A 26,392-nucleotide genomic window follows, 5' to 3' on the forward strand; every position below is an offset into this window, starting at 1 on the left:
CGAAGGCCAGCGTGCCGGAGCGGTAGAAGGCGTCGAACAGCGCCAGGCCCTGGCTTCCGGTCGCCGCCGCCAGCACGGGCGTGGCCAGGAAGATCGCCGCGAACAGCGCCAGGGCGACGGCGCCGCCCCGGCGCGACACCGGCAGGCTCAGACGCCCGGCCGGGGCGGGACTGCCGTCGCGGCAGAGCCGAAGCCCGGCGACCGCGCCCAGCGCGATCGCGCCGATCTGGCCGAGCGATCCCTCGGCGAACACCGCGACCGCCACGGCCGCCAATGCGATCGCCGCACGCTCGCGGTCGGGCGTCAGGGTCCGCGCCATGCCCCAGACCGCCTGGGCGACGACGGCGACCGCGACCAGCTTCAGCCCATGCAGCACGCCCTCGGCGACCGGGCCGGCGAGGGCGCCGGCGCCGAGCGCGAGCAGGCAAAGCAGGGCGGCCGAGGGCAGGGTGAAGCCGCACCAGGCGGCGAGCCCGCCGAGCAGCCCTCCGCCGCGCAGCAGGCCGAGGGCGAAGCCGACCTGGCTCGAGGCCGGCCCGGGCAGGAATTGGCACAGGGCGACGAGATCGGCATAGCCGGCCTCGTCGATCCATTTCCGCCGCGCCACCAGCTCGTCGCGGAAATAGCCGAGATGGGCGATCGGCCCGCCGAAAGAGGTCAGGCCGAGCTTGAGGAAGACCCAGGCCACCTCGGCCGGCGAGGCCCGGCCTGGCGGCGCGGCCGTCTCGGCGTCGTCAATGGTCATCGCGGCGGCTCGCAGCTCCGGGCGGGCCCTCTCGATAGGCGAGTCCCGCCGAGACCGTCAACCGCGGACGCTGCCCGCCTCTTCCGCGGCGGTGCCGCTGTAGGTCGCTCCCGGCTGGGTCGGCCGCCTCGCCTGGCCCTGCGGCTTGGCCTTCCGGGCCTCGGCCAGGGCGGTCTCGAGCTGCCGCCGCGCCCCGGCATGCGCGGGCTCCAGCTCGACCGCCCGGCCCTGCGCCAGGGCCGCCTCGTCCCAGCGCTTCTGGGCGGCGAGCAGGTTGCCGAGATGGCGGTGCAGCGCCGCCTCCTCGGGCGCCAGCTTGATCGCCTTGCGCGCGGTCGAGACCGCCTTGTCCGCCTGGTCGAGAGCGGCGAAGGCGGCGCTGAGCTGTCGCAGCGCGCCGGCGTGGTCGGGGTCGAGTTCGATCGCCCGGCGCAGCTCGACCACCGCGTCCTTCCAGCGCTTCCAGCCGGCCAGGAGGTTGGCGAGGTGGCGGACCAGCGCGGCTTCGCCGGGCGAGAGCTCGATCGCCCGGCGCGCCGCCGCCTCCGCCGCCTCCGGCCGGTCGAGCGCGGCCAGGGCGGTGCTCAGCTGGCGCTGGGCACCGGCATGCGACGGCTCCAGCGCGATCGCCGTTTCCAGTGCCGCGACCGCCTCGGCCCAGCGCTTGTCGGAGATCAGGAGCGCGGCCAGGCTGCGGTGCAGGTGCGGCCCCGCCGGATCATGCGCCAGGGCTCGCCGGCAGGCGGCGATCGCCTGCGGCAGCCGGCCCAGCTGCGACAGCACGGTGCCGTGCAGGTGATGCAGCCGGGAATGGTCCTCGCCCCGGGCAGCGGCCTCGGCGATCAGGCGCTCCGCCGCCTCGGCCTGGCCGGCGCTGATCAGGAAGCCGGCGCGTGCGGTTGTGGCATTGGCGCTGCCGGCGAACAGCCGTCCGATCTCCTCGGCCGTCGCCGCCGCCTCCGCGGCATGGCCGCAGCGCAGCAGGATGCCGGCGACCCAGGAATAGAGCCCGACCAGGTCGCGCTCGCGGTCGAAGGCGGTGCGGATGGTGTTGGGCGGATGGCCCAGCAGCTCCCGCGCCACCGCCGCCGCCCTGGCCTGCTCGGCCTCGGCCTGCTCGGGCTGGCGCAGATCGGTCAGGATCTCGGCCAGCAGCAGATGCAGGTCGGGGTCGAGGCGGCTGTTGCGGATGGCCTGGCGCACGGCGTTCAGGGCGTCGTCGAGGCGACCCCTGGCACGCAGAATCCGCCCCAGTTGCTCCCACATCGACGACCGGGTCGACGCCCGCAGCAGCAGCTTGCGCTTCAGCTTCTGCACCAGCTCCGGCGGGGTCGGATCGCGATCGTGGTCCGGCTCTTCCTCGAACAGGCGCATCGCCGTCCGTTCCGCCTCCTCCGCTTCGGCCAGGCGGCGGTCGGCCAGCAGGCAGCGCGCCAGGCTGTGATGGAAGTCGGCGCGCTGCGGATCCAGCGCCAGCGCCCGGCGCCAGTACGGCACCGCCTCCGGCGCCCGGCTGGTCGTCATCAGCATGGTGGCGGCCAGGGCCTGGGCCTCGGCCAGATCGGCCGGGGCGCGGGCGATCCACTCGCGGGCCAGGGTCCGGCCCTCGCCGTAGCGGCCATGGCCCCAGAACAGCTTGAACAGCAGCTCCGCCGCGTCGATCGACTCCGGGTCGAGCGCCAGCGCGCGGCGCAGGCTGGCGACGGCGTCGTCGATCGCGCCGGTGTGCTGGGCCGACCGGCCCAGCTGGACATGGTACAGCGGGTCGGCCTCGCGCAGACGCTGCGCCCCCCGCTCCAGCCCGGCGGCCTCGTCCTCGCCGCCCCCCACGCGCAGCAGCTTGCCGAGATGGAGGAGCGTCGCCGGATGGCCGGGCAGCAGCTCTGCCGCCCGGCGGGCCTCTGCGACCGCCTCCTCGGTCCGGCCGCCGCGGGCCAGGGCCTCGCTGCGCACCCGGTGCTGATAGGCCGTGACCTCGGCCGCCCGGGCCGGAGCCTCGACCGGCGGCTCATCCTCCCCGTCGGGGAAGACCCGGGCCAGCGTCCGGCGCAGATCCTCGTCGATCTCCAGCCCCGCGCCGTCGCCGTGGAACAGCTCGGTCCGCTTGGCGTCGGTCAGGTTCGAGTCGACGTCCCAGCTGGTGTTGATCGGCTTGAAGTGGCGCAGGCCGACCTTGAAGCCGGCTTCGTCCGGGACCATGCCGATGACGTTGTGGATCGCCCATTGCACGTCCTCGGGCGACTTGGCCGGGACCACCGCCCATTTCTCGGTGCAGGCATCCAGGCGGCCCGCCTTCTTGTGGAAGAAGTGCCTGTGCCGGCGCTGCCGCGGCAACTCCTCGGCCGCGTAATTGTGGATCCACCAGCCGTCGAAGCGGATCAAGCCGGTGTCCGACTGCTCGGCGATCTCGAACACGCTCTGCCCGTCGCGGGTGACGGCCAGCTCGTCGATGTCGGCGTTGACGACGCTGGCGGCCTTCCGGAAATAGCGCAGCCGCGCATGCTCGAAGGCGGCGGCCTGGCCATAGAAGGAATCCCAGATGCTGTAGGACAGCGGCCGGCGGCCGTCGAACACGCCCCATTTGTACGGCCAGGGGATGGTCAGCACCTCGATCGACGGGTCGATCGACCGCAGCGCATCGTCAAGCTCGCGCACGTCGTAGGCGGTGGAGTTGTTGTCGTAGAGGACGACGCCGTTGCAGCCATGGCCGCGGGCGTAGTAGCGCACCCAGTCCCGGATCCAGGCGATGTCGTTGTCCTGGCTCATCGCATAGAGGCAGCGCCGGCCGGCGAAGAGCTCGCTCAGATTGGGCTGCGGCGCCAGGAAGGCGCGGCCGAGGCTGGTGTCGGCGATCAGCCCGGTGGTGCCGGGCGGCACCGCGACGGTGACCAGGTCGACCCAGCGCTTGTGCCGCACCTGGAAGGCGCAAGGCTGCATCGAGGGCAGGGCGGTGAACCGGAAGTCCAGCTCGGTCTCCAGATTCAAGAGCGGCGGTCCGACCAGGCGGATGGCTTCGCCCGACGCGTCCCAGAACACGTCGCAGAACAGGGTGGTGAAGTCGAAATCATCCTCGTAGCTGGCATGCCGCAGGGTGGGCGGCCGCGGCGGCATGCGGATCGGGTCGTGGCTGAAATCCAGGATCCAGGGGGTCAGCGCCGACAGCCTGCGGGGCGAGCTTTCGCGGCGGAGGATCGGCTGGTCCTCCGCGTCGCCCGTCGGCTGCGGCGCCTCGGCCGCGTAGGCGTGGATCAGGCGGCGCAGGCCGTCCTCGACCGGGATCTCCGCCCGCCAGCCCAGCAGCGCTTCTGCCCGTGCCGGATCGCCCTGGAAATGCGCCACGTCGAAGGTGCGGGGCGGTGCCGTGCGGATCTCGACCGGGGCCAGCGCGGCGGCCCGGGCCATCTCGGCCAGCTCGCCCAGCGACACGGCACGGCCGCCGACGAAATGGATCGGCGGCAGCGCCCGGTGGCCGTCCTTCAGGCACTGCACCAGCAGGGCCAGCCCGCGGCCGACATCCTCGACATGGGTGAAGTCGAAGGTGTTCTCGGCGCCCTCGATCGAGATCGTGCCGCCGGTCGCGGCCGCCCGGGCGAAGGCCGGAACCACCCGGTCGCGATGGTCGGCGATCGAGCCGAAGACGTTGGAGAAGCGGACGATCGCGGTGGCCAGCCCGGCCTCGCGGGCGCGGTCGACCGCCGCCTCGGCGGCCACCTTGGACCGGCCGTAGATGTTGACGGGCTCGAGCGGCGCGTCCTCCGGCACCGGCAGCGTCGCCGAATCGCCATAGACCTCGCGGCTGCTGGCATGGACCACCCAGGGCCGGCGGTCGGCCGGCTGCTCCAGCGCGACCCGCAGCACCGTCTCGGTGCCGTTGACGTTAACGTCCCGGCACAGCTCCGGGTTGCGCTCGCCGGCGATGACGCGGGAGACGGCGGCGAGGGAGAGGACGCCGTCGCAGCCGGCCATGGCCCGCCGCAGCTGGTCCAGGTCCCGGATGTCGCCATGGCCGGGCGTTCCCGGCTCATCGGCGATGTCGAAGGGGATCGGCTGGTGCCCGGCTCCTGCCAGGCATCGCATCATTTCCGTGCCGATCAGCCCGCGCGAGCCCGTGATGAGGATTCTCATGAAGGTCGGCGTTCCCATGCTCGAAGGTCGCAAGACCGCGCTCGCGCCCTCAGGTTCCACGCATCCGGACGAACTCTCGGCAATGAAACCTTGGTGTCACCCGATGGGCGGTCGCTAGAGCAATCGCCTTGTCACGAAACCTTGATTTCGCCAGAGTTTCGGCCGGAGGCTTTCAGGTTTAGAATTCAATCTTCCAGAGTGCGTGGTGTCAATAAAGTTTTTGTAAGATTTTATGAGATGATTTTCTCAAAAGATAATCTTGAAATCTTCGCGCCTGGAGGCCGCCGGCAACAATGCAGGAACGGCAGGCTCTGGGAGAGGGCATGGCAAGCTGGACGACGACAGGCCTCGACGGGACGGTCGTCGATCTCAAACGAAAGGGCCGGCCACGCGTCACGTGGCCGGCCCTCCGGGGATCCTTGCTGCGGCTTAGGGTCTACGAGACCCTGCCGCGAAACTGTCCGAAGCCTGCTACTTCGCCGGCGCCTTCGCTGCGACCTGGGTCTGTTGATCGGCCGCGTAGGCGTGGATCAGGCGGCGCAGGCCGTCCTCGACCGAGATCTCGGTGCGCCAGCCCAGCAGCTCCTCCGCCCGCGCCGGATCGCCGCGGAAATGCGCCACGTCGAAGTTGCGGGGCGGTGCCGTGCGGATCTCGACCGGGATCAGCGCGGCCGCCTGGGCCATCTCGGCCAGCTCGCCCAGCGACACGGCGCGGCCGCCGACATAGTGGATCGGCGGCAGCGTCCGGTGGCCGTCCTTCAGGCGCTCCACCAGCAGGGAGAGGCCGCGGCCGACATCATCGACATGGGTGAAGTCGAAGGTGTTCTCGGCGCCTTCGATCGAGATCGTGCCGCCGGTCGCGGCCGCCCGGGCGAAGGCCGGCACCACCCGGTCGCGATGGTCGGCGGTCGAGCCGAAGACGTTGGAGAAGCGGACGATCACCGTGGCCAGCCCGGCCTCGCGGGCGCGGCCCACCGCGGCCTCGGCCTCGGCCTTGGACCGGCCGTAGATGTTGACCGGCTCGAGCGGCGCGTCCTCCGGCACCGGCAGCGTCGCCGGGTCGCCATAGACCTCGCGGCTGCTGGCATAGACCACCCAGGGCCGGCGGCCGGCCGGCTGCTCCAGCGCGACCTGCAGCACCGCCTCGGTGCCGTTCACATTGATGTCCCAGCACAGCTCCGGGTTGCGCTCGCCGGTGATGACGCGGGAGACGGCGGCGAGGGAGACGACGCCGTCGCAGCCGGCCATGGCCCGCCGCAGCTGATCGACGTTCCGGATGTCGCCATGGCTGGGCGTCCCGGCCTCATAGGCGCTGTCGAAAGCGACCGGCTGGTGCCCGGCCTCGGCAAAGCGCCGCATGATCTCGGTGCCGATCAGCCCACGCGAGCCCGTGACAAGGATTCTCATAAGGGATTTCTCTCAAACCGTTGTCCGATACGATGCCGGCGAATGAGTGCCGACCGGGTCTTGGTCAGGCTGTTCCGACCCTGGCTTCTGCTCTGTGCGTTGCCCAGTTTACGCGGCCAAAGAGCAGAACTCTACTTCCGTGAATCACATCCTCCTCCTTCATCAATGGGCGCGAGAAATCCTGGTTACTGAGATTTCGCGCGCCACGCCCCCAAGTCCGATAGTGAAGTCTCGATACAGTTCGCCAAGTGAGCGGCGGACAACCTGTCCGTTTCGAAAGAAATTCCTCCGAGGTTGGATTTCAAGCTTTCTGTGCTTGGAGTGTCAAACGATTTTTGTGAGTTTTGTAGGCTTTTTTGAGGCGAAAGAAGGCCTTGCACGAGGCGAAGCCGGGTGCAGCCGTGAAAGGCGCGATGCCGCCTCCGTTACCCGACAGCCTCCTCGACGGTCTGCTCGATCGCGCCGAAGATCGAATGGCCCTGCGCGTCCTTCATCTCGATCCGCACGGTGTCGCCGAAGCGCAGGAACGAGGTCTTGGACGCGCCGGACAGGATGGTCTCGACCATGCGCAGCTCGGCCAGGCAGGAATAGCCGTGGCCGCCCTGGGTGATCGGCTTGCCCGGCCCGCCATCGGCGTCGCGGTTCGACACGGTGCCGGAGCCGATGATGGTGCCGGCGCCGAGCGGCCGGGTCTGGGCCGCATGGGCGACCAGGGTCGGGAAGTCGAAGGTCATGTCGATCCCGGCGTCGGCCCGGCCGAAGGGGGCGCCGTTCAGCTCGACCAGCAGCGGCCGGTGCAGCTTGCCGCCCTGCCAGGCCTCGCCCAGCTCGTCCGGCGTCACCGCCACCGGCGAGAAGGTCGAGGACGGCTTGGACTGGAAGAAGCCGAAGCCCTTGGCCAGCTCGGCCGGGATCAGGTTGCGCAGGGACACGTCGTTGACCAGCATGACCAGCCGGATGGCCTTGCCCGCGGCCTCGGCCGTCACGCCCATCGGCAGGTCGCCGGTGACGACCGCGACCTCGCCCTCCAGGTCGATGCCCCAGGCCTCGCTCTCCATCCGGATCGGGTCGCGCGGGGCCAGGAAGGTGTCGGATCCGCCCTGGTACATCAGCGGCTCGGTCCAGAAGCTCTCGGGCATCTCGGCGCCGCGGGCCTGCCGCACCAGCGCGACATGGTTCACATAGGCCGAGCCGTCGGCCCATTGATAGGCGCGGGGCAGGGGCGACAGGGCCTGGTGCTCGCGGAACCGGTCGCTCGGCACGGCGCCGAGCTCGAGGTCATGCGCCAGCGCCTCCAGCCGCGGCCGCAGCAGGTCCCAGTCGTCCAGGGCGCGCTGCAGCGTCGGGGCGATGCCCCCGGCCACGGTGTAGCGGGTCAGGTCGCGTGAGACGACGACGAGGCGCCCGTCGCGCGACCCGTCCCTCTGGCTGGCGAGCTTCATCGGCCGGTGTCCTCCCGTTTGTCGAAGTGCTTCTCCAGCCCGCTCCAGCAGGCCGGATAGTCATCCTGCAACGTCGGCAGCTCCGCTGCATAGCGTGTCAGCTGCTGCGGGAAGCGGGTCTCGAACATGAAGGCCATGGTGCCGGTCAGCTTCACCGGCTTCAGCTCGACGGTCGAGGCCTTGGCGAAGGCGTCGGTGTCGGGCCCGTGCGGCAGCATGCAGTTGTGCAGGCTGATGCCGCCCGGCAGGAAGCCCTCCTCCTTGGCGTCGTAGCGGCCGTAGATCAGGCCCATGAACTCCGACATGATGTTCATGTGGTACCAGGGCGGCCGGAACGAATGCTCGGCCACCAGCCAGCGCTCCGGGAAGATCACGAAGTCGACATTGGCCGTGCCCGCCTCACCGGAGGGGGCGGTCAGTACCGTGAAGATCGACGGATCCGGGTGGTCGAAGCCGATCGCGCCGACCGGCGAAAAGGTCCGCAGATCATATTTGTAGGGCGCGTAGTTGCCATGCCAGGCGACGACGTCGAGCGGCGAGTGGCCGATCGTCGTCTGGTGGAAGCCGCCGCACCATTTCACCACCACGCGGTGCGGCGTGTCCTTCTCCTCGAAGGCGGCGACCGGGGTCTTGAAGTCGCGCGGGTTGGCCAGGCAGTTGGCGCCGATCGGGCCGCGGTCCGGCAGGGTGAACTTGGCGCCGTAATTCTCGCAGACATAGCCGCGCGCCGGGCCGTCGACCAGCTCGACCTTGACCTTGGTGCCGCGCGGGATCACCGCGATCTCGGCCGGGCCGATCTGCATGATCCCAAGCTCGGTGACCAGGCGCAGCGACCCCTGCTGCGGCACGATCAAGAGCTCGCCATCGGCGTTGATGAACACCTCGTCGACCATCGATTCGGTGGCCAGGTAGACATGCGCCGCCATGCCGGCCTGGGTGAACACGTCGCCGGCCGTGGTCATGGTGCGCATTCCGGTCAGGAATGTGAGCTTCTCGTCCGGGATCGGCGTCGGGTCCCAGCGCAGCTGACCCAGCGGCAGGCCATGGCGGACGACATGCGGCGCCGTCTTCCAATGCGGCAGCTCGATCTCACCAAAACGACCGACATGCTTCACCGAGGGCCGCAGCCGGTACAGCCAGGACCGTTCATTGGTGCCGCGCGGCGCGGTGAAGGGCGAGCCGGAAAGCTGCTCGGCATACAGCCCGTAGGCGCAGCGCTGCGGCGAGTTCTGGCCCTGGGGCAGGGCGCCGTCCAGGGCCTCGGTCTCAAAATCATTGCCGAATCCCGGCATGTAGCGGAGCGTCATCGCATCCTCCCGGCCTCGTCATTCCGTCCTGCCTGGATGGTCGTTTCATTTGAAACGAATTTCAATGCCAAACTGTCAGCGCGGGCGGTCCGGCCGCGGCGTCTCGATCCCCGGGATGCCGCCGATCCGCTCGGCCAGGAAGTCGACCAGCAGCCGGACCCGGGCGATGCCCGCGCGCTCCGGCACGATCAGCAGGCTCAGGGGGACGGGCGGCGGCTCGTAGCCCGGCAGGATCACCTCCAGCCGGCCGGCCGCCAGCAGGTCGTCGACCAGCCAGCGATGGGCGGGGGCGATACCGCGCCCGGCGGCCAGGGCCTCGCGCGCGGCGAGCCCGTGATCGACCCGGAACCGCCCACCGAACGGCACCGCATGGCGCTCACCGCCCGGCCCCTCCAGGATCAGCATGTCGCTGCCCGCGATGTTCGTCATCCGGACGCCCTCATGCCCGGCCAGGTCCTGCGGCACGGCCGGCCGGCCCCATGCCGCCAGATAGTCCGGCGCCGCCACCAGCAGGCGCCGCGACCGGCCGAGCGCGCGCAGCTTCATCGAGCTGTCGGTCAGCGGCCCCAGGCGCAGCGCGATGTCGACGCCCTCCCGCACCAGGTCGACGCGCTCGTCGGTCAGGCTGAGGTCGACCCCGATGTCGGGATAGCGGTCCTGGAAGGTGAAGATCAGCCGGCTGACCTGCAGCACTCCGAAGGCGGCGGTGCAGGAGATCCGGATCGTGCCGGCCGGCGCCCCGCGCGTGGCCCGCGCCTCGTCCCCGGCCTGCTCGACCAGGCGCAGGATCTGGACGCAGTCGGCGTAGTAGCGGCTGCCCTCGTCGGTCATGGTCACGCGCCGGGTGGTGCGGCTGAGCAGCGGCACGCCGACCGCTTCCTCCAGTTCCCGCAGGTGCCGGGTGACGGTCGACTGGCCGACCCCGAGCTCGCGCGCCACCGCCGACAGGCTGCCGCGCTCGGCGACGCGGATGAAGCTGCGCATGCGCTCGAGCGTGACGTCCGGCCTATCCATTTATCGGCACAATCCTATCCATTCCCGACATATAGCGGATCAGCCGAGGGCTGGCCACCTGAGGGGTCGGTTTCCTTGGAAGGATCGCTGACCATGAAGGTGCTGCTTGTCTTCGCCCATCCCGAGCCGCGCTCGCTCAACGGCGCGCTGCGCGACGTCGCTGTGCGCGAGCTCGAGGCCCAGGGCCATGAGGTGCGGGTGTCGGATCTCTACGCCGATGGCTGGACATCCGAGGTCGACCGGGCCGACTTCCCCACGCTGGCGCCGGCGGCTCGGCTGAAGGTGGCCGGCGCCTCCGCCGAAGCCTTCGCCGCCGACGCGATGACCGAGGACATCAGGGCCGAGCAGGAGAAGCTGCTCTGGGCCGACATGCTGATCCTGCAGTTCCCGCTGTGGTGGTACAGCATGCCGGCGATCCTCAAGGGCTGGGTCGACCGGGTCTATGCCTACGGCTTCGCCTATGGCGTCGGCGAGCACAGCGACAAGTATTGGGGCGACCGCTTCGGCGAAGGAACCCTCGCCGGCAAGCGCGCCATGCTGATCGTGACCACCGGCGGCTGGGAGGAGCACTACGCCCCGCGCGGGGTCAACGGGCCGATCGACGACCTACTGTTCCCGATCAACCACGGCATTCTCTACTACCCGGGCTACGACGTGCTGCCGTCCTTCGTGGCCTACCGGGTCGACCGTCTCGACGACGCCGGATTCGAGGCCGTGGCCGAGCGGCTGCGCCAGCGGATGCGGACGGTCGCCACCACCCCGCCGATCCCCTACCGGCGGCAGAATGGCGGCGACTACCTGATCCCGAGCCTGCAGCTCCGTCCCGGCCTGGGCGATCCGGCTGCGGCCGGCTTCGCCCTCCACCTCGACGGCGCCGGCAAGGCCGACCGGGCTTCGGCAGCCTAGCCGTCGTTGACGGCGAGGCGGCGGAGCGGGGTGGGGGCGTGCAGGTCGGGCGGAACGCCGCGTCGGCGCTTGGCCGCCAGCAGCGATTCCGCGATCTCCTGCGACCGCACCGCCAGCACCGAGAGCAGCGTGTCGCTGAGCCCGTGCGAGGTCTCGGACTGGCCTTGCAGGTGGATCTGCGGCCGGAACTCCGGCCGGGTGCGCAGGCGGTAGTCGCGGTCGACCGCGAAATCCTCGATCCAGGGGGCCAGCGCCGATAGCAGCCGGCGCCCGCCGTCGCGCTCATAGCCGGTGGCCAGCACCACCGCGTCGTAACCGCGCCGCGCCGCGGTGCCGGCGAAGCCGTCGCGCACCGTCAGCTCGACCGTCTCCAGACCCGCCTCGGCCTCGATCACCTCGCAGCGCCCGCACAGCGCCAGCCGTGGCGGCCCTTGCACCTTCTGCTGGTACAGGATGTCAAAGATCCGCTCGATCAGGTCGGCGTCGACCACCGCGTAGTTGGTGTTGCGGAACTCGCGGATGATGGCGTCGCGCTGCGCCTCCCCCTGGCCGAAGACATAGTCGGTGAAGCCGGGGTTGAAGATCTCGTTGACGAAGGGGGTGTTGTCCGACGGCTTCAGCGCATGGCCGCGGAAGATCAGGTCGATGCCAAGCTGCGGGAAGCGGCCATGCAGGTCGAGCGTGATCTCCGCCGCGCTCTGGCCGCCGCCGATCACCGCCACCCGGGCGGAGGGGCGGCGCGCCAGGCCCAGCCCGTGGATGCGGTCGAGATAGAAGGAGGAATGGACGACCCGCGATTCGCCGCGGAGCGTGGCGAAGGCCGCCGGGATGCGCGGGCTGCCGCCGGTGGCGACGACCAGGTTGTGCGCCCGCCGCACGGTCTCGCCGCCCGACGCGGTGCGGGACCGCACGCGCAGCCCGGTGACGACGCCCTGCGCCGTCTCCGGCTCGACCGCCGTCACCTCCTCGCCATAGCTGCAATGCTCGGCGAAGCGGGCCGCGACCCAGCCGAGATAGTCGTTGAACTCGATCCGGCTGGGGAAGAAGGTCTTGCGGTTGATGAAGGCCTCCAGCCGGCCCTTCTGGTGCAGGTAGTTGACGAAGGTCAGCGGGCTGGTCGGGTCCCGCAGCGACACCAGGTCCTTGAGGAAGGAGATCTGCATGTCGCTGTCCGGCAGCAGCATGCCACCATGCCAGGTGAAGCCGGGTTGCTTCTCGATGAAGTGATGGCTCAGCGCCGCGCCGCGCTGGCGCAGCGCCTCGTCCAGGGCGATGGCGAGGGCCAGGTTCGACGGGCCGAAGCCGACGCCGACGACGTCGTGGATCGCGTCCTGGCTCATCGGCTCGCCACCGGCTGCGGGGCGGTGGCGGCCGGCAGCCAAAGCCGGTCGAAGAAGAAGCGCTCGCGCAGCAGCATCACCAGCGCCGCCCGCTTGTGCGGGAAGTCGAAGGTCTTGATCCGGACGAAGCCGGAGGTCTCGAGGTTGCGGATCTGCTGGTGGTGCGCCGCCGCCGGCTCGCCGACGATGCGCTGGGTGCGGCAGTCGTCGAGCAGCATGTAGTGCGTCAGCGACGGCAGCCAGGCGCTGATGAAGCTGCGGCCGCGATAGGAATCCTCGCCGACCACGACATGCCAGCCGCGGTCGTAATCCTGGACGTCGTAGAACGGCGCCAGGCGGTTCTCGCGGGCCCAGTAGATCTCGAAATAGGCGAAGGGCGTGCCGTCGAAGGTCGCGATCAGCGGCACCATGTGCGGGTCGGCGATCAGCCCGGACAGGTAGCGGCGATGCTTCTCCAGGTCGCCGTCCTCGTTCCAGAAGGCGGCGACTCGCGGATCGTTCATCCATTTGTGCAGATGGCCGAGGTCGTCCTCCACCGTGGCGGCGCGGAAGGCGATGGTCTGCTCCAGCCACGGGATGTAGCGGGCATAGACCGTGCCCTGCGGCTTGGGCGGCCGCTGCGGATGGCGCTTGCCGTCGGTCATCACCTGGCGCTGCGGGAAGGCCGGCAGGTCGGGCCGGCCGTGCCACAGCTCGGCCTGCTGCATGAACAGCTCCGGCAGCACGGTCAGCGGGGCGTCGGCCGTCTCGACCGCGATGCCGCGGCGGCGCAGCGAAGCGGCCAGCGCGCCGGCGCCGTCGCCGAGATCGAGCGCCAGCCGCTCCAGCTCGGGATGCCAGGCGAAGGCGGATTCGATGGCGGCGTTCAGGCCGCGCAGGGCGGCATCGCCCGACCCGGCCGGGCCGGTCAGCGCCAGCCGTCCCTCGGTCAGGCGCCCCTCGGCCAGGCGCAACGTCAGCGGCGCGGCGCCGGCCTGCCGCACCGTCAGCGAATCACCCTGGCGCGACGTCGTCGCCGGGGCCCGGGTGGCGGCGTAGGAGAGGAAGGTCGTGCCGGGCTGCGGAATGGGTATGGCGTCCATCGTCTTCTCCTTGCGCGGCCGCAGGATTCTGCCGGCTCGGGCATGCCAGCGGCCGCCGGCAAGCGGGCGGATTCGTCTCGTCTGGTCTGGTCGCCGCTTCCCGGACGAGGGGCAGGGAAGGACGAAAACGGGCTTGACTTGCAATGCAACTGCAACTCATTATCATTCATAGCCAGAAGGGAACGGGAAGTCCAGGCACGTTGTGGCGCCTGCTCGATCTCCTTCAAGCCAACGGAAAGCGCTGAAGACCAAATCAAGATGCCATGCCGAAACAATCCGGCAGGGCGTCGCATGGCTGCGTCTGCGTAATCCGTAAAATGCTCTTTATCTCTGCATGCGATATCGGCGAGGAGTGCCTGATGGCCTTCGATCGGGACGACACCGTCTTTCACGTCGTGGTCAACCACGAGGAGCAATACTCGATCTGGCCCGACTACAAGGAGATCCCTGAGGGCTGGGCGGCCGTCGGCAAGACCGGCCCGAAGGCGGAGTGCCTGGCCTACATCGCCGAGGTCTGGACCGACATGCGGCCGCAGTCGCTGCGCCGGCACATGGACGGCCCGGCCGCCGCGGACGCCGCCCGGGCCGACGCGGCGCAGTGACCGCATGAGCGCCGTCGCCGCCCGGCTGTTCTGCCTGCCTTATTCGGGGGCCAGCGCCATGGTCTATGGCCGCTGGCGCCGGGCGCTGCCGTCCTGGCTGGCGGTGCATCCGGTCGAGCTGCCCGGCCACGGCGCCCGCACCGGCGAGCCGCTGTCGACCGACCCGGTCCGCCTCGCCGCATCCTTGGCGGGGGAGGTCGAGGGCCTGATCGACGGGCCCTACGCCCTGTTCGGCCACAGCCTGGGCGGCCTGCTGGCCTTCGAGCTGGCGCATGCCCTGCTGGAGCGTGGCGTCGCGCCGCCGCTGGTGCTGTTCGCCTCCGGCAGCGAGGCGCCGGCGATGCGCGACGACCGCGACCTGGCCCGGCCGCGCAGCGATGCCGAGCTGATCGCCGATCTGCGCGGCTACCAGGGCACGCCGGAGGAGGCGCTGGCCGATGCCGAGCTGATGGCCGTCGTGCTGCCGGTGCTGCGCGCCGACTTCCTGATGGCCGGCGCCTACGCCTATCGGCCGCGCCCGGCGCTGCCCTGCCCGGTGCATGTCCTCGCCGGCACCGGCGACGATCTCGACCGCCCGGCGCTCGAGGCCTGGGGCCGGGAGACGCGCTGCGACTTCGCCATCGACCTGTTCGAGGGCGACCATTTCTTCATCCACTCCCGTCAGGCGGAGGTGCTGGGCGTCCTCGACGCCGCTCTGTCGCGACGGATGAACGGCGGCCCGGCCGCCCTGTCCCGCGCCGGCGGATCGCCCGCCGGCCGGACGCTTCAGTGAGTGCCCACGCCATGGATGCCGTGACCACCGCCATGCTGACGACCCGCCCGCTGCGCGACGGCGGGCCCCTGCCGCTGCTGGTCGAGCCCGCTGCCGGCGGCACGCCGTCGCTGATCGAGGCCCTGCCGGAGATCCGGTCGATCGTCGATCGCCACCTGCCCGTCGAGGGCGGCGTGCTGTTCCGCGGCTTCGCGCTGGACGGCGCCGACGCCTTCCGCGGCTTCGCCGCCGGCTTCGGCCAGCCGCTGCTGACCTACGAGTTCGGCTCGACCCCGCGCAGCAAGGTGACGCAGGGCGTCTACACCTCGACCGAGTACCCGCCGCATCAGCACATCCCGCTGCACAACGAGCAGGCCTACACCCGGGACTGGCCGATGAAGATCTGGTTCTACTGCCAGCAGGCGGCGCCGGAAGGGGGCGAGACGCCGATCGCCGACAGCCGCGCCGTCTACCGCGCCATGCCGCCGGCCCTGCGCGACCGCTTCGCCGCGAAGGGGCTGATGTATGTCCGCAACACCGGCAACGGCCTCGACGTCTCCTGGCAGCAGGTGTTCGGCACCGAGGATCGCGGCGAGGTCGAAGCCTATTGCCGCGCTCACGGCATCGACTGCGAGTGGAAGCCGGACGGCGAGCTGCGCACCCGCCAGGTCTGCCAGGGCGCGATCGCCCATCCGGTGACCGGCGAGATGCTCTGGTTCAACCAGGCCCATCTGTTCCACGTCTCGAACCTGGAGCCGGAGGTGCGGTCGACCCTGCTGGAGCTGGTCGACGAGCCGGACCTGCCGCGCAACGTCTATTACGGCGACGGCTCGCCGATCGAGGACGAGACGCTGGCCGCCGTCCGCGAGGTGCTGGAGGCGAACAAGATCAGCTTCCCCTGGCAGGCGGGCGACGTGCTGATGCTCGACAACATGCTCACCGCCCATGCGCGGTCCCCTTTCAAGGGGCCGCGCAAGGTCATCGTCGCCATGGCGGAAGCGCACGGTCTGCACTGACGCTCCGAGCCGGAGAAAGCCGTGTCGCTTCTTGGAATGCTGATCCGCGGGTCGCGGGTCCTGTTCGCGGCCGCCATCCTCGCCAGCCTGGCCTGCGGGGTGGGCGGCGCCCTCTTGGTGCTGCTGATCAACCGCGCCCTGCACGCGCCGGCCGAGGCGCTGCCGCAATGGCTGCTGCCCTTCGTCGCCGCAGCGCTGCTGGTGATGGTGGCGCAGGTCGCCTCGCGCGCCCTGTTCGCCCGCCTCGGCCAGCGGGCGTTGGGCGGGCTGCGGCAGCACATCGCCGAGGCGGTGGTGGCGGCGCCCTACCGCCGGCTCGAGGTCATTGGCCGGGCGCGGATCCAGTCGCTGCTGACCGACGACGCCTCCGCCATCGCCACCTTCTGCATGGGCCTGCCGATCCTGGTGACCAACGGGGTCGTCATCCTGGGCGTGCTGGCCTATCTCGCCACCCTGTCCTGGACCTTCCTGCTGCTCGCCGCGGTGGTGCTGACGCTCGGCTCGGTCGGCCACCAGCTCAGCTACGGCCGCGTGCTCTGGCACTTCCGTGAGGCAGGCCGCGACCAGGATCGTCTGTTCGGCCATTTCGAGGCCCTGAACGGCGGCGCCAAGGAGCTGAAGCTGAACGGCGGCAAGGCGCGCCGTTTCCTCGACGCGGTGCTGGCCGAGGCGATCGACGCCGTCGGCCGCAGCCGGGTCCGCGGCCTGTCGCTGCTGGCCTTCGCCGATGGCTGGGGCCGGCTCCTGTTCATGGCGACGATCGGCACGGCGCTGTTCGCGCGGATCTGGATCGCGCCGGGAGATGCCGGCGTCGTCTCCGGCTACGTCATCGCCTTCCTCTACATCATGGGCCCGCTGGAAGGGCTCCTGGCCAACATCCCGCATCTCGGCATGGCCCGGGTGGCGCTCGGCCGCATCGGCGACACGCTGGCGGAGCTGGAGGCGGGGAAGGACGACGCGGCGCCGGCGCCTGTTCCGGCCGGGCACGAGGTGACGCTGGCGCTGGAAGGCGTCACCCACGGCTACTATGACGAACGCGAGGACGAGGTCTTCACCCTCGGCCCGATCGACCTGACGCTGCGGCCGGGCGAGATCACCTTCCTGGTCGGCGGCAACGGCAGCGGCAAGACCACGCTGGCGAAGCTGGTCACCGGCCTCTACGCGCCCGAATCCGGCACCATCCGCGTCGACGGCCGGGCCCTGGCCGCGCCGGGCGGCGAGGCGCACCGGCAGCTGTTCTCGGCCGTGTTCTCCGACTTCCATCTGTTCGAGACGCTGCTGGAGGCGGCGGACGGGTCGCTCGACGACCGCGCCAACACCTGGCTGCGCCAGCTCCATCTCGACCACAAGGTCGCGGTCCGCGACGGCGCCTTCTCGACCCGCGACCTGTCGCAGGGGCAGCGCAAGCGCCTGGCGCTGGTGGCGGCCTGCCTCGAGGACCGGCCGGTGATGGTGTTCGACGAATGGGCGGCCGACCAGGACCCGCAGTTCAAGGACGTGTTCTACCGCGAGGTCCTGGCCGAGCTGAAGGCGCGGCGGAAGACGGTGCTGGTCATCACCCATGACGACCGCTGGTTCCCGCTCGCCGACCAGCTGGTCAAGCTCGACCGCGGCCAGCTGGTCGAGCGCGGCGGCCCCGCCGCGGCCATGCCGGCCCCGGCCCACGCCGCCAACGGCCGCGATCTTTCCCTTTCGCCGGTGTCATGAGGTTCGCCGTGAGCGACGCTGCCTTCGATCTCCGCCCGCGCCGCGACGCCGCCCCGCTGGCGCTGGATTGCACCGATGCCGAGACGCTGGTCGAGCTGCTGCGCCGCCGCGCCGCCGCCGATGACGGCGGGCCGGCGCTGCGCTTCCTGACCGACGGCGAGACGGTCGGCGAGACCCTCGACTACCGTGCCCTCGATCTGCGGGCGCGGACGGTCGCGGCGCATCTGCAGTCCGTGGCGGCGCCGGGCGACCGGGCGCTGATCCTGCTGCACAGCGGGCCGGACTATATCGCCTCCTTCTTCGGCTGCCTCTATGCCGGGGTGATCGCCGTGCCGGCCTATCCGCCCGAGGGCATGAGCCGCCATCATGTCGAGCGGCTGCAGGGCATGGTGGCGGATGCCGGCGCCCGCCTGCTGCTGACCGACCGGTCCCATTGCGTTTCGGTCGAGGCTCTCTGCGCCGGGACGCAGGGCGTCGAGCCGGTCGCCGTCGACACCCTGTCGCCGGCCCTGGCCGAGGCCTGGCGCCCGCATCCGGCGAAGGGCGATGACATCGCCTTCCTGCAATACACCTCAGGCTCGACCGCCGACCCCAAGGGCATCGAGGTCACCCACGCCAACCTGATCGACAACCAGCGGATGATGGTGCACGGCTGGGGCGTGACAGCGGACGACGTGCTGGTGTCCTGGCTGCCGCTCTATCACGACATGGGGCTGATCGCCGGGCTGATCCTGCCCTTCTTCGCCGGCGTTCCGCTGGTGCTGATGACGCCGCAGCACTTCCTGGCCCGGCCGGCGCGGTGGCTGGAGGCGATGCACCGCTTCGGCGGCACGCTCAGCGGCGGCCCCGACTTCGCCTACCGCCTGTGCTGCGAGCGGGTCAGCGACAAGACCCTCGCCGGGCTCGACCTGCGGTCCTGGCAATGCGCTTTCTGCGGGTCGGAGCCGGTGCGGGCCGACACGATGGCCGACTTCGCCGCCCGCTTCGCCCCGGCCGGCCTGCGGCGCGAGACGCTGGCTCCCGGCTATGGCCTGGCCGAAGCCACGCTGATCGTATCCGGCTGCCCACGGCCGCACGCCTATGTCACGCTGCGCGTCGACCCGGCGGCGCTGGCGGCGCACCGGGTGGTGCCGAGCGGCGCGGGCGTCGAGCTGGTCAGCAGCGGCCGGCCGATCCGGCCGGAGCAACTGCGCATCGTCGATCCCGAGACGCTGGAGCCGCTCGGCGAGGGCGCGGTCGGCGAGGTCTGGGTGACCGGCGGCAGCGTTGCCCGCGGCTATTGGCGCAATGCGAAGGCGACGCGCCAGGCCTTCCTCGACCGTCGCGACGGGATCTGGGGCGAGGGGATCTGGCTGCGCAGCGGCGACCTTGCCTTCCTGCACGAGGGCGAGCTGTTCATCACCGGCCGGCGCAAGGATGTGATCATCATCCGCGGCCAGAACCGCTACCCGCAGGACATCGAGAAGGCGGTCGAGGCCGGCGTGCCGGGGATCCGCAAAGGCCGGGTCTCGGCCTTCGCCGTCGAGCATGACGGCCGCGAGAGCATCGGCGTCGCGGTCGAGATCAGCCGCGCCACGCAGCGCAAGACGGCGCCCGAAGCGCTGGTCGAGGCGATCGACCGCGTCGTCGCCGAATTCCAGCAGGAGCCGGCGGCGCTGGTCGCGCTGCTCGAACCCGGCACGCTGCCGAAGACCACCAGCGGCAAGCTGCAGCGCTCCGCCTGCCGCGAGCGGCTGGCCTCGGGCGAGCTGCAGGCCTGGCATCTCTACCACCGCCCGACGGCCGGCGCCGGCGCGCAGGACCGCGAGCCGCCGCGGCACGGCACCGAGCAGCGCCTGGCCGCGATCTGGTCCGAGCTGCTGGATTGCGGCCCGATCGGCCGCGGCGACCAGTTCCTGGCCCTCGGCGGCCATTCGCTGCTGGCGATGCAGGCGATCGACCGGATCCGCACCGAGTTCGGCGTCGAGCTGCCGCTGCGCGAGATCTTCGCGCCGCACAGCCTGGCCGAGCTCGCCGCCCGGCTGGACGCAGCGCCGCGCCAGGCGCCGGAGGCAGGGCTGCCGCCGGTCACGGCCGAGCCGCGACAGGCCGAGATGCCGCTGTCGCTGGCGCAGCAGCGCCTGTGGCTGGCCGAACGGCTGGCGGGGGAGGCGGCGCGCAGCGCCTACAACCTGACCGGCCAGTTGCGCCTGACCGGCCCGCTGTCGCGGCCGGCCCTGGACCGCGCCCTCACCGGCCTGCTGGCGCGGCACGAGATCCTGCGCACCGCCTATCCGGAGGATGCCGACGGCGTGCCGGTGGCGCGGGTCGACGCCGACGCCGCCCTGCCGCTGCCGGAGATCGATCTGTCGGCGCTCGATCCGGCCCGGCGCGAGGCGCGGCTGGCCGAGATCGAGGCGGAGGAGGCGCGGCGGCCCTTCGACCTGGCGGCGGCGCCGCTGCTGCGCGCCACCCTGCTGCGGTTGGGGCCCACGGAGCACAGCCTGCTGCTCGGCCTGCACCACATCGTCGCCGACGGCTGGTCGATCGGCGTGCTGATCGACGATCTGGGGGCGCTGTACCGCGCCTCGCTGGCGCACGGCCCGGCCGATCTGGCGCCGCTGCCGGTGCAGTATCTCGACTACGCGCTGTGGCAGCGCCGGCTGCTGCAGGGCGAGGGGCTGGAGCGGCAGAAGGCGTTCTGGCGCGACCGGCTGGCCGGTGTCCCGCACCGGCTTGAGCTTCCGGCCGACCATCCGCGCCCGCCCGTGGCGTCCCAAGCCGGGGACAGTATTCTGTTCAGCCTGCCGGGGCCGCTGGTCGGGCGGCTCGAGGCGCTGGGCCATGCCCGCGGCGGCACGCTGTTCATGGTGCTGCTGGCGGCGTTCGAGACCCTGCTGCACCGGCTGACCGGCGCCACCGACTTCGTCATCGGCACCGACGTCGCCGGCCGGCCGCGGCGCGAGCTCGACCGGCTGGTCGGCTTCTTCGTCAACGTCCTGCCGCTGCGCGCCCGGCCGGCCGCGGCGCTGCCATTCGCCGAGCTGCTCGACCGGGTGCGCGAGGACTCGCTGCAGGCCTTCGAGCAGCCGCTGCTGCCCTTCGACCAGATCGTCGAGGCCGCCGGCACGCCGCGCGACCGTGCCCGCAACCCGCTGGTGCAGGTGCTGTTCGTGCTGCAGAGCGCGCCGCGCGGCCGCTTCGGCGTCGACGGCCTGACGGCGGAGCTGCGGCCGGCCCAGGCGCATGGCTCGAAATTCGACATGGCGCTGTTCCTCGACCCGCTCGGCCCCCGCGCCGCGCAGGGGCTGGAAGGCGAGTGGGTCTTCGCCACCGACCTGTTCGCCCGGCCGCGGGTCGGGCGGCTGGTGGCCGCCTGGACCGCTCTCCTGGAGCAGATCGCCGAAACCCCGGACCGCTCGCTGAGCGGCTTCACCTTTCCCTCACTGGAGGAACCCGCGATGTCGTCGTCCGCGTCGCCGTCCGAAACCACCGGCGCCGCCCGCATGGGCGCCAAGCTCGACAAGCTGAAGAAGTTCGCGTCCCCCTCGGCCCGCCCGGCCGCCGCCGCGGCGCCGGCGCGCGAGCTGGTGCGCACCTCCTCGCTGACCCCGGGCGCGGTGTTTCCGCTGGTGGTCGAGCCGGCCAGCGCCGATCTCGACGCCGTGGCCTGGGCCGCCGCCCATCGCGACCAGGTCGAGGCCTGGCTGCGGCACCACGCCGGCCTGCTGTTCCGCGGCTTCGGCCTGACCACGCCGCAGGAGTTCGAGGCCTTCGCCGAGGCGCTGCAGCCCGGCCTCTACGGCTCCTATGGCGACCTGCCGAAGAAGGAAGGCGGCCGCAACACCTACCGCTCCACGCCGTATCCGGAGCGGAAGATGATCCTCTACCACAATGAGAGCTCGCACCTGCCGCGCTGGCCGCGCAAGCAGTGGTTCTTCTGCGAGCAGCCGTCGCCGGTCGGCGGCGCCACCCCGATCGTCGACTGCCGCGAGATGGTTCGGCGCCTGCCGACGGAGCTGGCGGAGCGCTTCGCCCGCCTCGGCCTGACCTATGTCCGCACCTTCACCGAGAATCTCGACGTCGACTGGCGCGACTTCTTCAAGACCGACAGCCGCGACGAGGTCGAGGCCCGGTGCCGCGCCGCCGAGGTCGACTTCGCCTGGATCGGCCAGGACGAGCTGCAGACCCGCACCCGCTGCCCGGCGGTGATCACCCATCCGCTGACCGGCGAGCGTTCCTTCTTCAACCAGGTCCAGCTGCACCACACCCGCTGCCTCGACGCCGATGTGCGCGAGGACCTGCTGGCCATGGTCGGCTCGGCGCGGATGCCGCGGCAGGTGTTCTACGGCGACGGCTCGCCGATCGAGGACGAGGTCATGGACCTGATCGGCGAGCTGTATGAGGCCTGCGCCGTGCGCTTCGACTGGCGCCGCGGGGATGTGGTGATGCTCGACAACATGCTGGCCGCCCATGCCCGCGACCCGTATGAGGGGCCGCGCCGCATCGTCGTGGCGATGGGCGACATGGTCGATCGCAGCAGCCTGGAGGGTGCGCGATGACCGATCTGGCCCTTTCCGCCGGGGCGGAGACCTGGCCGCTCGGCCCCGAGCAGCGCGTCGCCGCGGAGCATCCGGATGACGCCGCGACCCTCATCGTCGGCATCGCCGGCGATCTGGACGAGGCCCGGCTGCGCGCGGCGCTGCTGCGGGTGGCCGGCCGGCACGAGATCCTGCGCACCGCCTTCGTCGCCGTCCCCGGCTTTCGCGGCCTGCGCGCCCGGCCGCTCGATGCGCCGGCGGAGCCGGCCTGGGCGGCGCTAGACCTGCGCGGCCGAACGGATGCCGCCGATGCGATGGCGACGGACCTGGCGGCGCAGAGTGGCTTCGATCTCGGCTCCGGCCGGACCCTGCGGGCCGCGCTGTATCGCCTGGGCGATTCTGACTGGCGCTTGGCGCTGCTGGCCTCGCCGCTGGTGGCCGACCGTGGCGCACTCGACCTGATCCATCGCGCCCTGCGCGACGAGTATGCTGGCGCCGCCGTCCCGGCGAATGAGGACGGCGTCGCCTACGCGCAGTATGTCGAATGGCGCGCCGAAATGGCGGCCGACGAGGACGCAGTCGAGGGTCGCCGTTACTGGCAGAACCATCTCGGCTCCTCGGCGCCGCCGGCCCTGCATCTGCCTTATCGCAATCGCGAGACCGGCGCAGGCGCGCGAGCCAGCCGTGAGGCCGCGATCGACGCCGCCGTCGCACAGCGGCTGGCGGAACTCGCCACTGCGCGCGATATCGGGTTGGATGTGGTGCTGCAGGCGGCCTGGTGGGCGCTGCTGGCCCGCATCACCGGCCGGGCCGAGTTGGTGGCCGGCTGGCAGCATGACTGCCGCCGCGACTACGACGCCTTCGCCGAGACCGTCGGCCCGTTCGACAAGGTGCTGCCGCTGTGGCTGACGGCCGACCCGGCCGAACCCTTCGCCGCCTTCCTGGACCGGCTCGTGCCGCTGCTCGACAGCCATCGCGGCTGGCAGGAGCACTGGGCGGTCGAGGCGCCGGGCCGCAGCGACCATCTCGTCGTCGGCTTCCGGGTCGCGGGTCCCGCGGCCGATGACGGCGCCTGGCGCCTGGTCTCGGCGGACGGGCCGCAACCCTTCGAGCTGGCGCTGCAGGCCGGCCTCGCCGAGGACGGCAGCCTCCGCACTGTCGCCCTCCACTGGGATGGCGGCCGCTACGACGATGCGGCGATGGCAATCCTGCTGGAGCAGGTCGTGACCCTGCTGTCCGAGCTGCCGGACCAGTTGGACACGCCGCTCGGCACCCTGTCGCCGGTGGGCGCGGCGGAGCGGGCGCGGCTGCTGGCCTTCGACGCCACGGCGCAGGCCCCGGCGCCCGGCCCGTCGCTGCCGGCGCTGATCGCTCGCTGGGGCCGCGAGACCCCGACCGCGCCGGCCCTGGCCGGCAACGGTATCACCCTCGACTATGCCGGGCTGAATGCGCGGGTCGACGGGCTGGCTGGCTGGCTCGTCGCCCATGGCGTCGGCCGTGAGTCCGTGGTGGCGCTCGACATGGCGCGTTCGGCCGAGATGGTGGTGGCGCTGCTCGCCGTCTGGCGCGCCGGCGGCGCCTATCTGCCGCTCGACCCGCAATGGCCGCAGGCGCGCCGGCAGCTGCTGCTCGACCAGGCCCGGCCGGTGCTGGTGCTGACCGACGCGGCCGATCCGGTCGTCTCCGACATCATCCCGGTCCACCCGCTGGCTGCAGCGATCGCGGAGCCCGCCTCGGCGGCGCTGCCCGACCTCGGCGAGGACGACCGCGCCGCCTATGTTCTGTTCACCTCCGGCTCGACCGGCACGCCCAAGGGCGTGGTGATCGAACACGGCCAGCTCCGCACCTATGTCGAGGCGGTCAGCGCGGCACTCGGCCTCCCCGGCTGCCGGCGCTTCGCCCTGACCTCGACCGTCGCCGCCGATCTCGGCAACACCGTGCTGTTCGGCGCGCTGCGGCACGGTGCGTGCCTGGCGGTGGCGGATGAGGCCGAGATGGCCGATGGCGCTGCTTTCGCCGGGGTCCTGCGGCGGCACGACATCGACTGCGCCAAGCTGGTGCCGTCGCATCTGGCGGCGCTGCTCGACGCGCCGGAGCCGGCGCTGCCGGCCACGCTGATCCTGGGCGGCGAGGGCACCTCGAAAGCGCTGGTCGACCGGATCCTCGCGGCGGCGCCGCAATGCCGCGTGTTCAACCATTACGGCCCGACCGAAACCACGGTCGGCGTACTGGTGCATGCCCATGATCTCTCGGCTCCGGCCTGGGCGGGCGACGCCCTGCCGCTGAGCCGGCCGCTGGCCGGCAGCGAGGTGCTGGTGCTCGACGCCGCCGGCCGGCTGGCGCCGACCGGCGCGGTGGGCGAGCTGCACATCGGCGGGGCGCAGCTCTGCCGCGGCTATCTGCATGGCGACCCGGCGGGCGCCTTCGTCGACCACCCGTTCCGCGAGGGCCGGCGGCTCTACTGCAGCGGCGACCTGGCCCGGCACCTGCCGGATGGCTCCCTGCAGGTCGTCGGCAGGGTCGACCATCAGGTGAAGATCCGCGGCTTCCGGGTCGAGCCGGGCGAGGTCGAGGCCGCGCTGCAGGCCCTCGACGGCGTCCAGCAGGCGGTGGTCGTGGTGCACCGGCCGGAAGGCGGAGAGGCACGTCTGGTCGGCTTCGTCACCCTGGCCTCGGGCGAGGTCGACGCCGCGGCGCTACGCCCGGCCCTGGCCGCGCGGCTGCCCGGCCCGATGGTGCCGGCGCAGATCGTGGCTCTGGACCGGATGCCGCGCCTGGCCAACGGCAAGATCGATCGCCGCGGCCTGCCCGATCCGGCGACCCTGGCCGAGAGCAGCGCCAAGGTGGCGCCGCGCGATGCGGTCGAGACCCTGCTGCGCCAGGTGGCGGCGGAGCTGTTGGAGCGGCCGGCCGAGGCGATCGGTGTCACCGACGATTTCTTCGACATCGGCGGCAACTCGCTGCAGGTGATCAAGCTGGTCGCCCGCATCCGCAAGCTGTTCCAGCTCGACGTGCCGCCCGGCATCGTCTTCGACCATCCCAGTATCGCCGCCCTGGCCCAGGCGCTGCGCGGCCACGCGGCGCCGGGGCGGATCGACCAGATCGCCACCCTCCGCCTCAGCCTCGACGGCATGAGCGAGGCGGAGCGGGCGGCGCTGCTGGAGAAGGCGCGGCAGGCCAAGGCTCTCTGAAGACCATGAACGATATCGACGCCGACGCGCTGCTCGCGCTGCTGCTGGAAGACGACACCGCGGATCCGGATGCGATCCGCCCGCGCGACGGCGGGGCCTCGGCCCCGCTGTCCTTCCAGCAGCAGCGCCTGTGGTTCCTGCAGCACTACGATCCGGAGGGCGCGGCCTACAACTCGGTCCGCGCGCTGCGGCTGCGGGGGCGGCTGGACGTGCCGGCGCTGGAGGCCGCGTTCCGCCGCCTGGTCGAGCGCCACGCCGTGCTGCGCACCCGCTTCGAGGGCGGGGAGGGCGAGCCGCGGCAGGTGGTGCTGTCGCAGGTCGATGTCGCGATCGAGCATGCCGTGCTGCCCGCGTCCGGGGTGCCGGGCGCGGAGCAGGCGCTGTCCGCCTGGCTGCAGGCGCGGGTGCGCCGGCCCTTCGACCTCGCCCGGCCGCCGCTGCTGCGCGTCGCCCTGGCCCGGCGCGGCGAGACGGCGGGGAGCCCGGGGGGGGCCGGCGTCGGCGAATGGGTGCTGCTGCTGGTGATGCACCACATCGTCGACGTCGCCTGGTCGGCCGCCGTGCTGGTGCGCGACCTCGCCCAGGCCTATGGCGAGGCGCTGCGCGATCCCGCCCGCCGTGGCCGGCCGCTGCCCGCCCAAGCGCTCGACTACGCCGACTACGCTGCCTGGCAGCGCCAGCGCTTCGCCGGCGATCGCCGCGATCAGGCCCTGGCGCGGTGGAAGGAGTATCTCGGCGGCGACGTGCCGGTGCTGGCGCTACCGACCGACCGGCCCCGCGACTCCGAGGGCAACCGCCCCGGCGGCCGCATCGATTTCGCGTTGCCGCCGGACCTGGTCCGGTCGGTCCAGGCGCTGTGCCGGGAGGAGGGGTGCACCCCCTTCGTCGTGCTGCTCGCCGCCTGGCAACTGCTGCTCGGTCGGCTCTCCGGCCAGTCGGGTTTCGCCGTCGGCGTGCCCAACGCGGCGCGCGGCCGGGCCGAGGTCCAGGATCTGCTCGGCTTCTTCGTCAACACCCAGGTCTACCGCGTCCAGCTCGATCCGCACCTCAGCGTCCGGGCGCTGTGCCGCCGGCTGCGTGGCGAGGCGATGGCCGCCCTCGACCAGGGCGATGTGCCGTTCGAGCTGCTGTTGGACGGGCTCGGCATCGCCCGCGATGCGCGGCACACGCCGCTGTTCCAGTCGCTGTTCAACTTCCGCACCACCCGCGACGCGGCTCTCCTGGCGCTGGACGGGGT

16 protein-coding genes are annotated in these 26,392 nt (G+C 71.7%); 8 read left to right on the plus strand and 8 right to left on the minus strand.

The annotated features are described in order from the left end of the window. The 6 genes from chrA to ACTOWL_RS33615 all read right to left on the minus strand — a co-directional run. On the minus strand, positions 1–745 hold a 745-nt coding region (gene chrA / locus ACTOWL_RS33590; RefSeq protein ID WP_441325655.1), incomplete at its 3' end, for a chromate efflux transporter. A 57-nt stretch (positions 746–802) separates the two neighbouring features. Continuing rightward, positions 803–4,870 (minus strand): NAD-dependent epimerase/dehydratase family protein, encoded by a 4,068-nt coding sequence (locus ACTOWL_RS33595; RefSeq protein WP_441325656.1) that lies wholly within the window; start codon positions 4,868–4,870, stop codon positions 803–805. Between the two features lie 471 nt (positions 4,871–5,341). Next, positions 5,342–6,277 carry an NAD-dependent epimerase/dehydratase family protein gene (locus tag ACTOWL_RS33600; protein WP_441325657.1) on the minus strand — a complete coding sequence of 312 codons (936 nt, stop codon included), beginning with the start codon at positions 6,275–6,277 and terminating at the stop codon, positions 5,342–5,344. Between the two features lie 425 nt (positions 6,278–6,702). Then, positions 6,703–7,719: a fumarylacetoacetate hydrolase family protein gene (locus ACTOWL_RS33605; protein WP_441325658.1), complete on the minus strand. Its 1,017-nt coding sequence runs from the start codon at positions 7,717–7,719 to the stop codon at positions 6,703–6,705. Next, positions 7,716–9,026 carry a homogentisate 1,2-dioxygenase gene (gene hmgA, locus ACTOWL_RS33610; RefSeq protein WP_441325659.1) on the minus strand — a complete coding sequence of 437 codons (1,311 nt, stop codon included), beginning with the start codon at positions 9,024–9,026 and terminating at the stop codon, positions 7,716–7,718. Before hmgA ends, ACTOWL_RS33605 begins: the two co-directional genes overlap by 4 nt. A 75-nt stretch (positions 9,027–9,101) precedes the next feature. Then, on the minus strand, positions 9,102–10,040 hold the full coding sequence (locus tag ACTOWL_RS33615; protein WP_441325660.1) for a LysR family transcriptional regulator: 939 nt from the start codon (positions 10,038–10,040) through the stop codon (positions 9,102–9,104). Between the two features lie 93 nt (positions 10,041–10,133). Here ACTOWL_RS33615 and ACTOWL_RS33620 point away from each other — a divergent pair, with 93 nt between their 5' ends. After that, positions 10,134–10,946, plus strand: coding sequence for an NAD(P)H-dependent oxidoreductase (locus ACTOWL_RS33620; protein WP_441325661.1), 813 nt, complete (start codon positions 10,134–10,136; stop codon positions 10,944–10,946). Here the strand turns inward: ACTOWL_RS33620 and ACTOWL_RS33625 are convergent. Both ACTOWL_RS33625 and ACTOWL_RS33630 read right to left on the minus strand, forming a co-directional pair. Beyond that, the gene (locus ACTOWL_RS33625) at positions 10,943–12,286 is read right to left on the minus strand and encodes a lysine N(6)-hydroxylase/L-ornithine N(5)-oxygenase family protein (RefSeq protein ID WP_441325662.1); all 1,344 of its coding nucleotides are present in this window, start codon (positions 12,284–12,286) and stop codon (positions 10,943–10,945) included. The genes ACTOWL_RS33620 and ACTOWL_RS33625 overlap by 4 nt on opposite strands. After that, a complete protein-coding gene (locus tag ACTOWL_RS33630; protein ID WP_441325663.1) occupies positions 12,283–13,368 on the minus strand; it encodes a GNAT family N-acetyltransferase in 1,086 nt (361 codons plus the stop codon). The genes ACTOWL_RS33625 and ACTOWL_RS33630 overlap by 4 nt, the downstream gene beginning before the upstream one ends. Positions 13,369–13,727: 359 nt before the next feature. On the opposite strand from ACTOWL_RS33630, the gene ACTOWL_RS33635 reads away from it, so the two are divergent. From ACTOWL_RS33635 to ACTOWL_RS33665, 7 genes are all read left to right on the plus strand, one after another. After that, positions 13,728–13,970 carry an MbtH family protein gene (locus ACTOWL_RS33635; protein WP_441325664.1) on the plus strand — a complete coding sequence of 81 codons (243 nt, stop codon included), beginning with the start codon at positions 13,728–13,730 and terminating at the stop codon, positions 13,968–13,970. A gap of 4 nt (positions 13,971–13,974) precedes the next feature. Further along, positions 13,975–14,742 carry a thioesterase II family protein gene (locus ACTOWL_RS33640; RefSeq protein WP_441325665.1) on the plus strand — a complete coding sequence of 256 codons (768 nt, stop codon included), beginning with the start codon at positions 13,975–13,977 and terminating at the stop codon, positions 14,740–14,742. Then, positions 14,739–15,737 (plus strand): TauD/TfdA family dioxygenase, encoded by a 999-nt coding sequence (locus ACTOWL_RS33645; RefSeq protein ID WP_441325666.1) that lies wholly within the window; start codon positions 14,739–14,741, stop codon positions 15,735–15,737. Before ACTOWL_RS33640 ends, ACTOWL_RS33645 begins: the two co-directional genes overlap by 4 nt. A 21-nt stretch (positions 15,738–15,758) precedes the next feature. After that, positions 15,759–17,444, plus strand: coding sequence for a cyclic peptide export ABC transporter (locus ACTOWL_RS33650; protein WP_441325667.1), 1,686 nt, complete (start codon positions 15,759–15,761; stop codon positions 17,442–17,444). Positions 17,445–17,452: 8 nt separating this feature from the next. After that, positions 17,453–21,985 carry a condensation domain-containing protein gene (locus ACTOWL_RS33655; RefSeq protein ID WP_441325668.1) on the plus strand — a complete coding sequence of 1,511 codons (4,533 nt, stop codon included), beginning with the start codon at positions 17,453–17,455 and terminating at the stop codon, positions 21,983–21,985. Beyond that, positions 21,982–25,155, plus strand: a complete 3,174-nt coding sequence (locus ACTOWL_RS33660; protein ID WP_441325669.1) for a non-ribosomal peptide synthetase — start codon at positions 21,982–21,984, stop codon at positions 25,153–25,155. Before ACTOWL_RS33655 ends, ACTOWL_RS33660 begins: the two co-directional genes overlap by 4 nt. Positions 25,156–25,160: 5 nt before the next feature. Then, positions 25,161–26,392: condensation domain-containing protein (locus ACTOWL_RS33665; protein WP_441325670.1), on the plus strand; the 1,232-nt coding region annotated here is incomplete at its 3' end.

It is taken from the genome of Inquilinus sp. CA228, assembly GCF_052078665.1.
In the GTDB taxonomy this organism is placed as follows: Bacteria; Pseudomonadota; Alphaproteobacteria; order DSM-16000; family Inquilinaceae; genus Inquilinus.

Coding starts and splice junctions, on each gene's coding strand:
- ACTOWL_RS33595 (WP_441325656.1), bottom strand. CDS start 4,870: ATGAGAATCCTCATCACGGGCTCGCGCGGGCTGATCGGCACGGAAATG.
- ACTOWL_RS33600 (WP_441325657.1), bottom strand. CDS start 6,277: ATGAGAATCCTTGTCACGGGCTCGCGTGGGCTGATCGGCACCGAGATC.
- ACTOWL_RS33605 (WP_441325658.1), bottom strand. CDS start 7,719: ATGAAGCTCGCCAGCCAGAGGGACGGGTCGCGCGACGGGCGCCTCGTC.
- hmgA (WP_441325659.1), bottom strand. CDS start 9,026: ATGACGCTCCGCTACATGCCGGGATTCGGCAATGATTTTGAGACCGAG.
- ACTOWL_RS33615 (WP_441325660.1), bottom strand. CDS start 10,040: ATGGATAGGCCGGACGTCACGCTCGAGCGCATGCGCAGCTTCATCCGC.
- ACTOWL_RS33620 (WP_441325661.1), top strand. CDS start 10,134: ATGAAGGTGCTGCTTGTCTTCGCCCATCCCGAGCCGCGCTCGCTCAAC.
- ACTOWL_RS33625 (WP_441325662.1), bottom strand. CDS start 12,286: ATGAGCCAGGACGCGATCCACGACGTCGTCGGCGTCGGCTTCGGCCCG.
- ACTOWL_RS33630 (WP_441325663.1), bottom strand. CDS start 13,368: ATGGACGCCATACCCATTCCGCAGCCCGGCACGACCTTCCTCTCCTAC.
- ACTOWL_RS33635 (WP_441325664.1), top strand. CDS start 13,728: ATGGCCTTCGATCGGGACGACACCGTCTTTCACGTCGTGGTCAACCAC.
- ACTOWL_RS33640 (WP_441325665.1), top strand. CDS start 13,975: ATGAGCGCCGTCGCCGCCCGGCTGTTCTGCCTGCCTTATTCGGGGGCC.
- ACTOWL_RS33660 (WP_441325669.1), top strand. CDS start 21,982: ATGACCGATCTGGCCCTTTCCGCCGGGGCGGAGACCTGGCCGCTCGGC.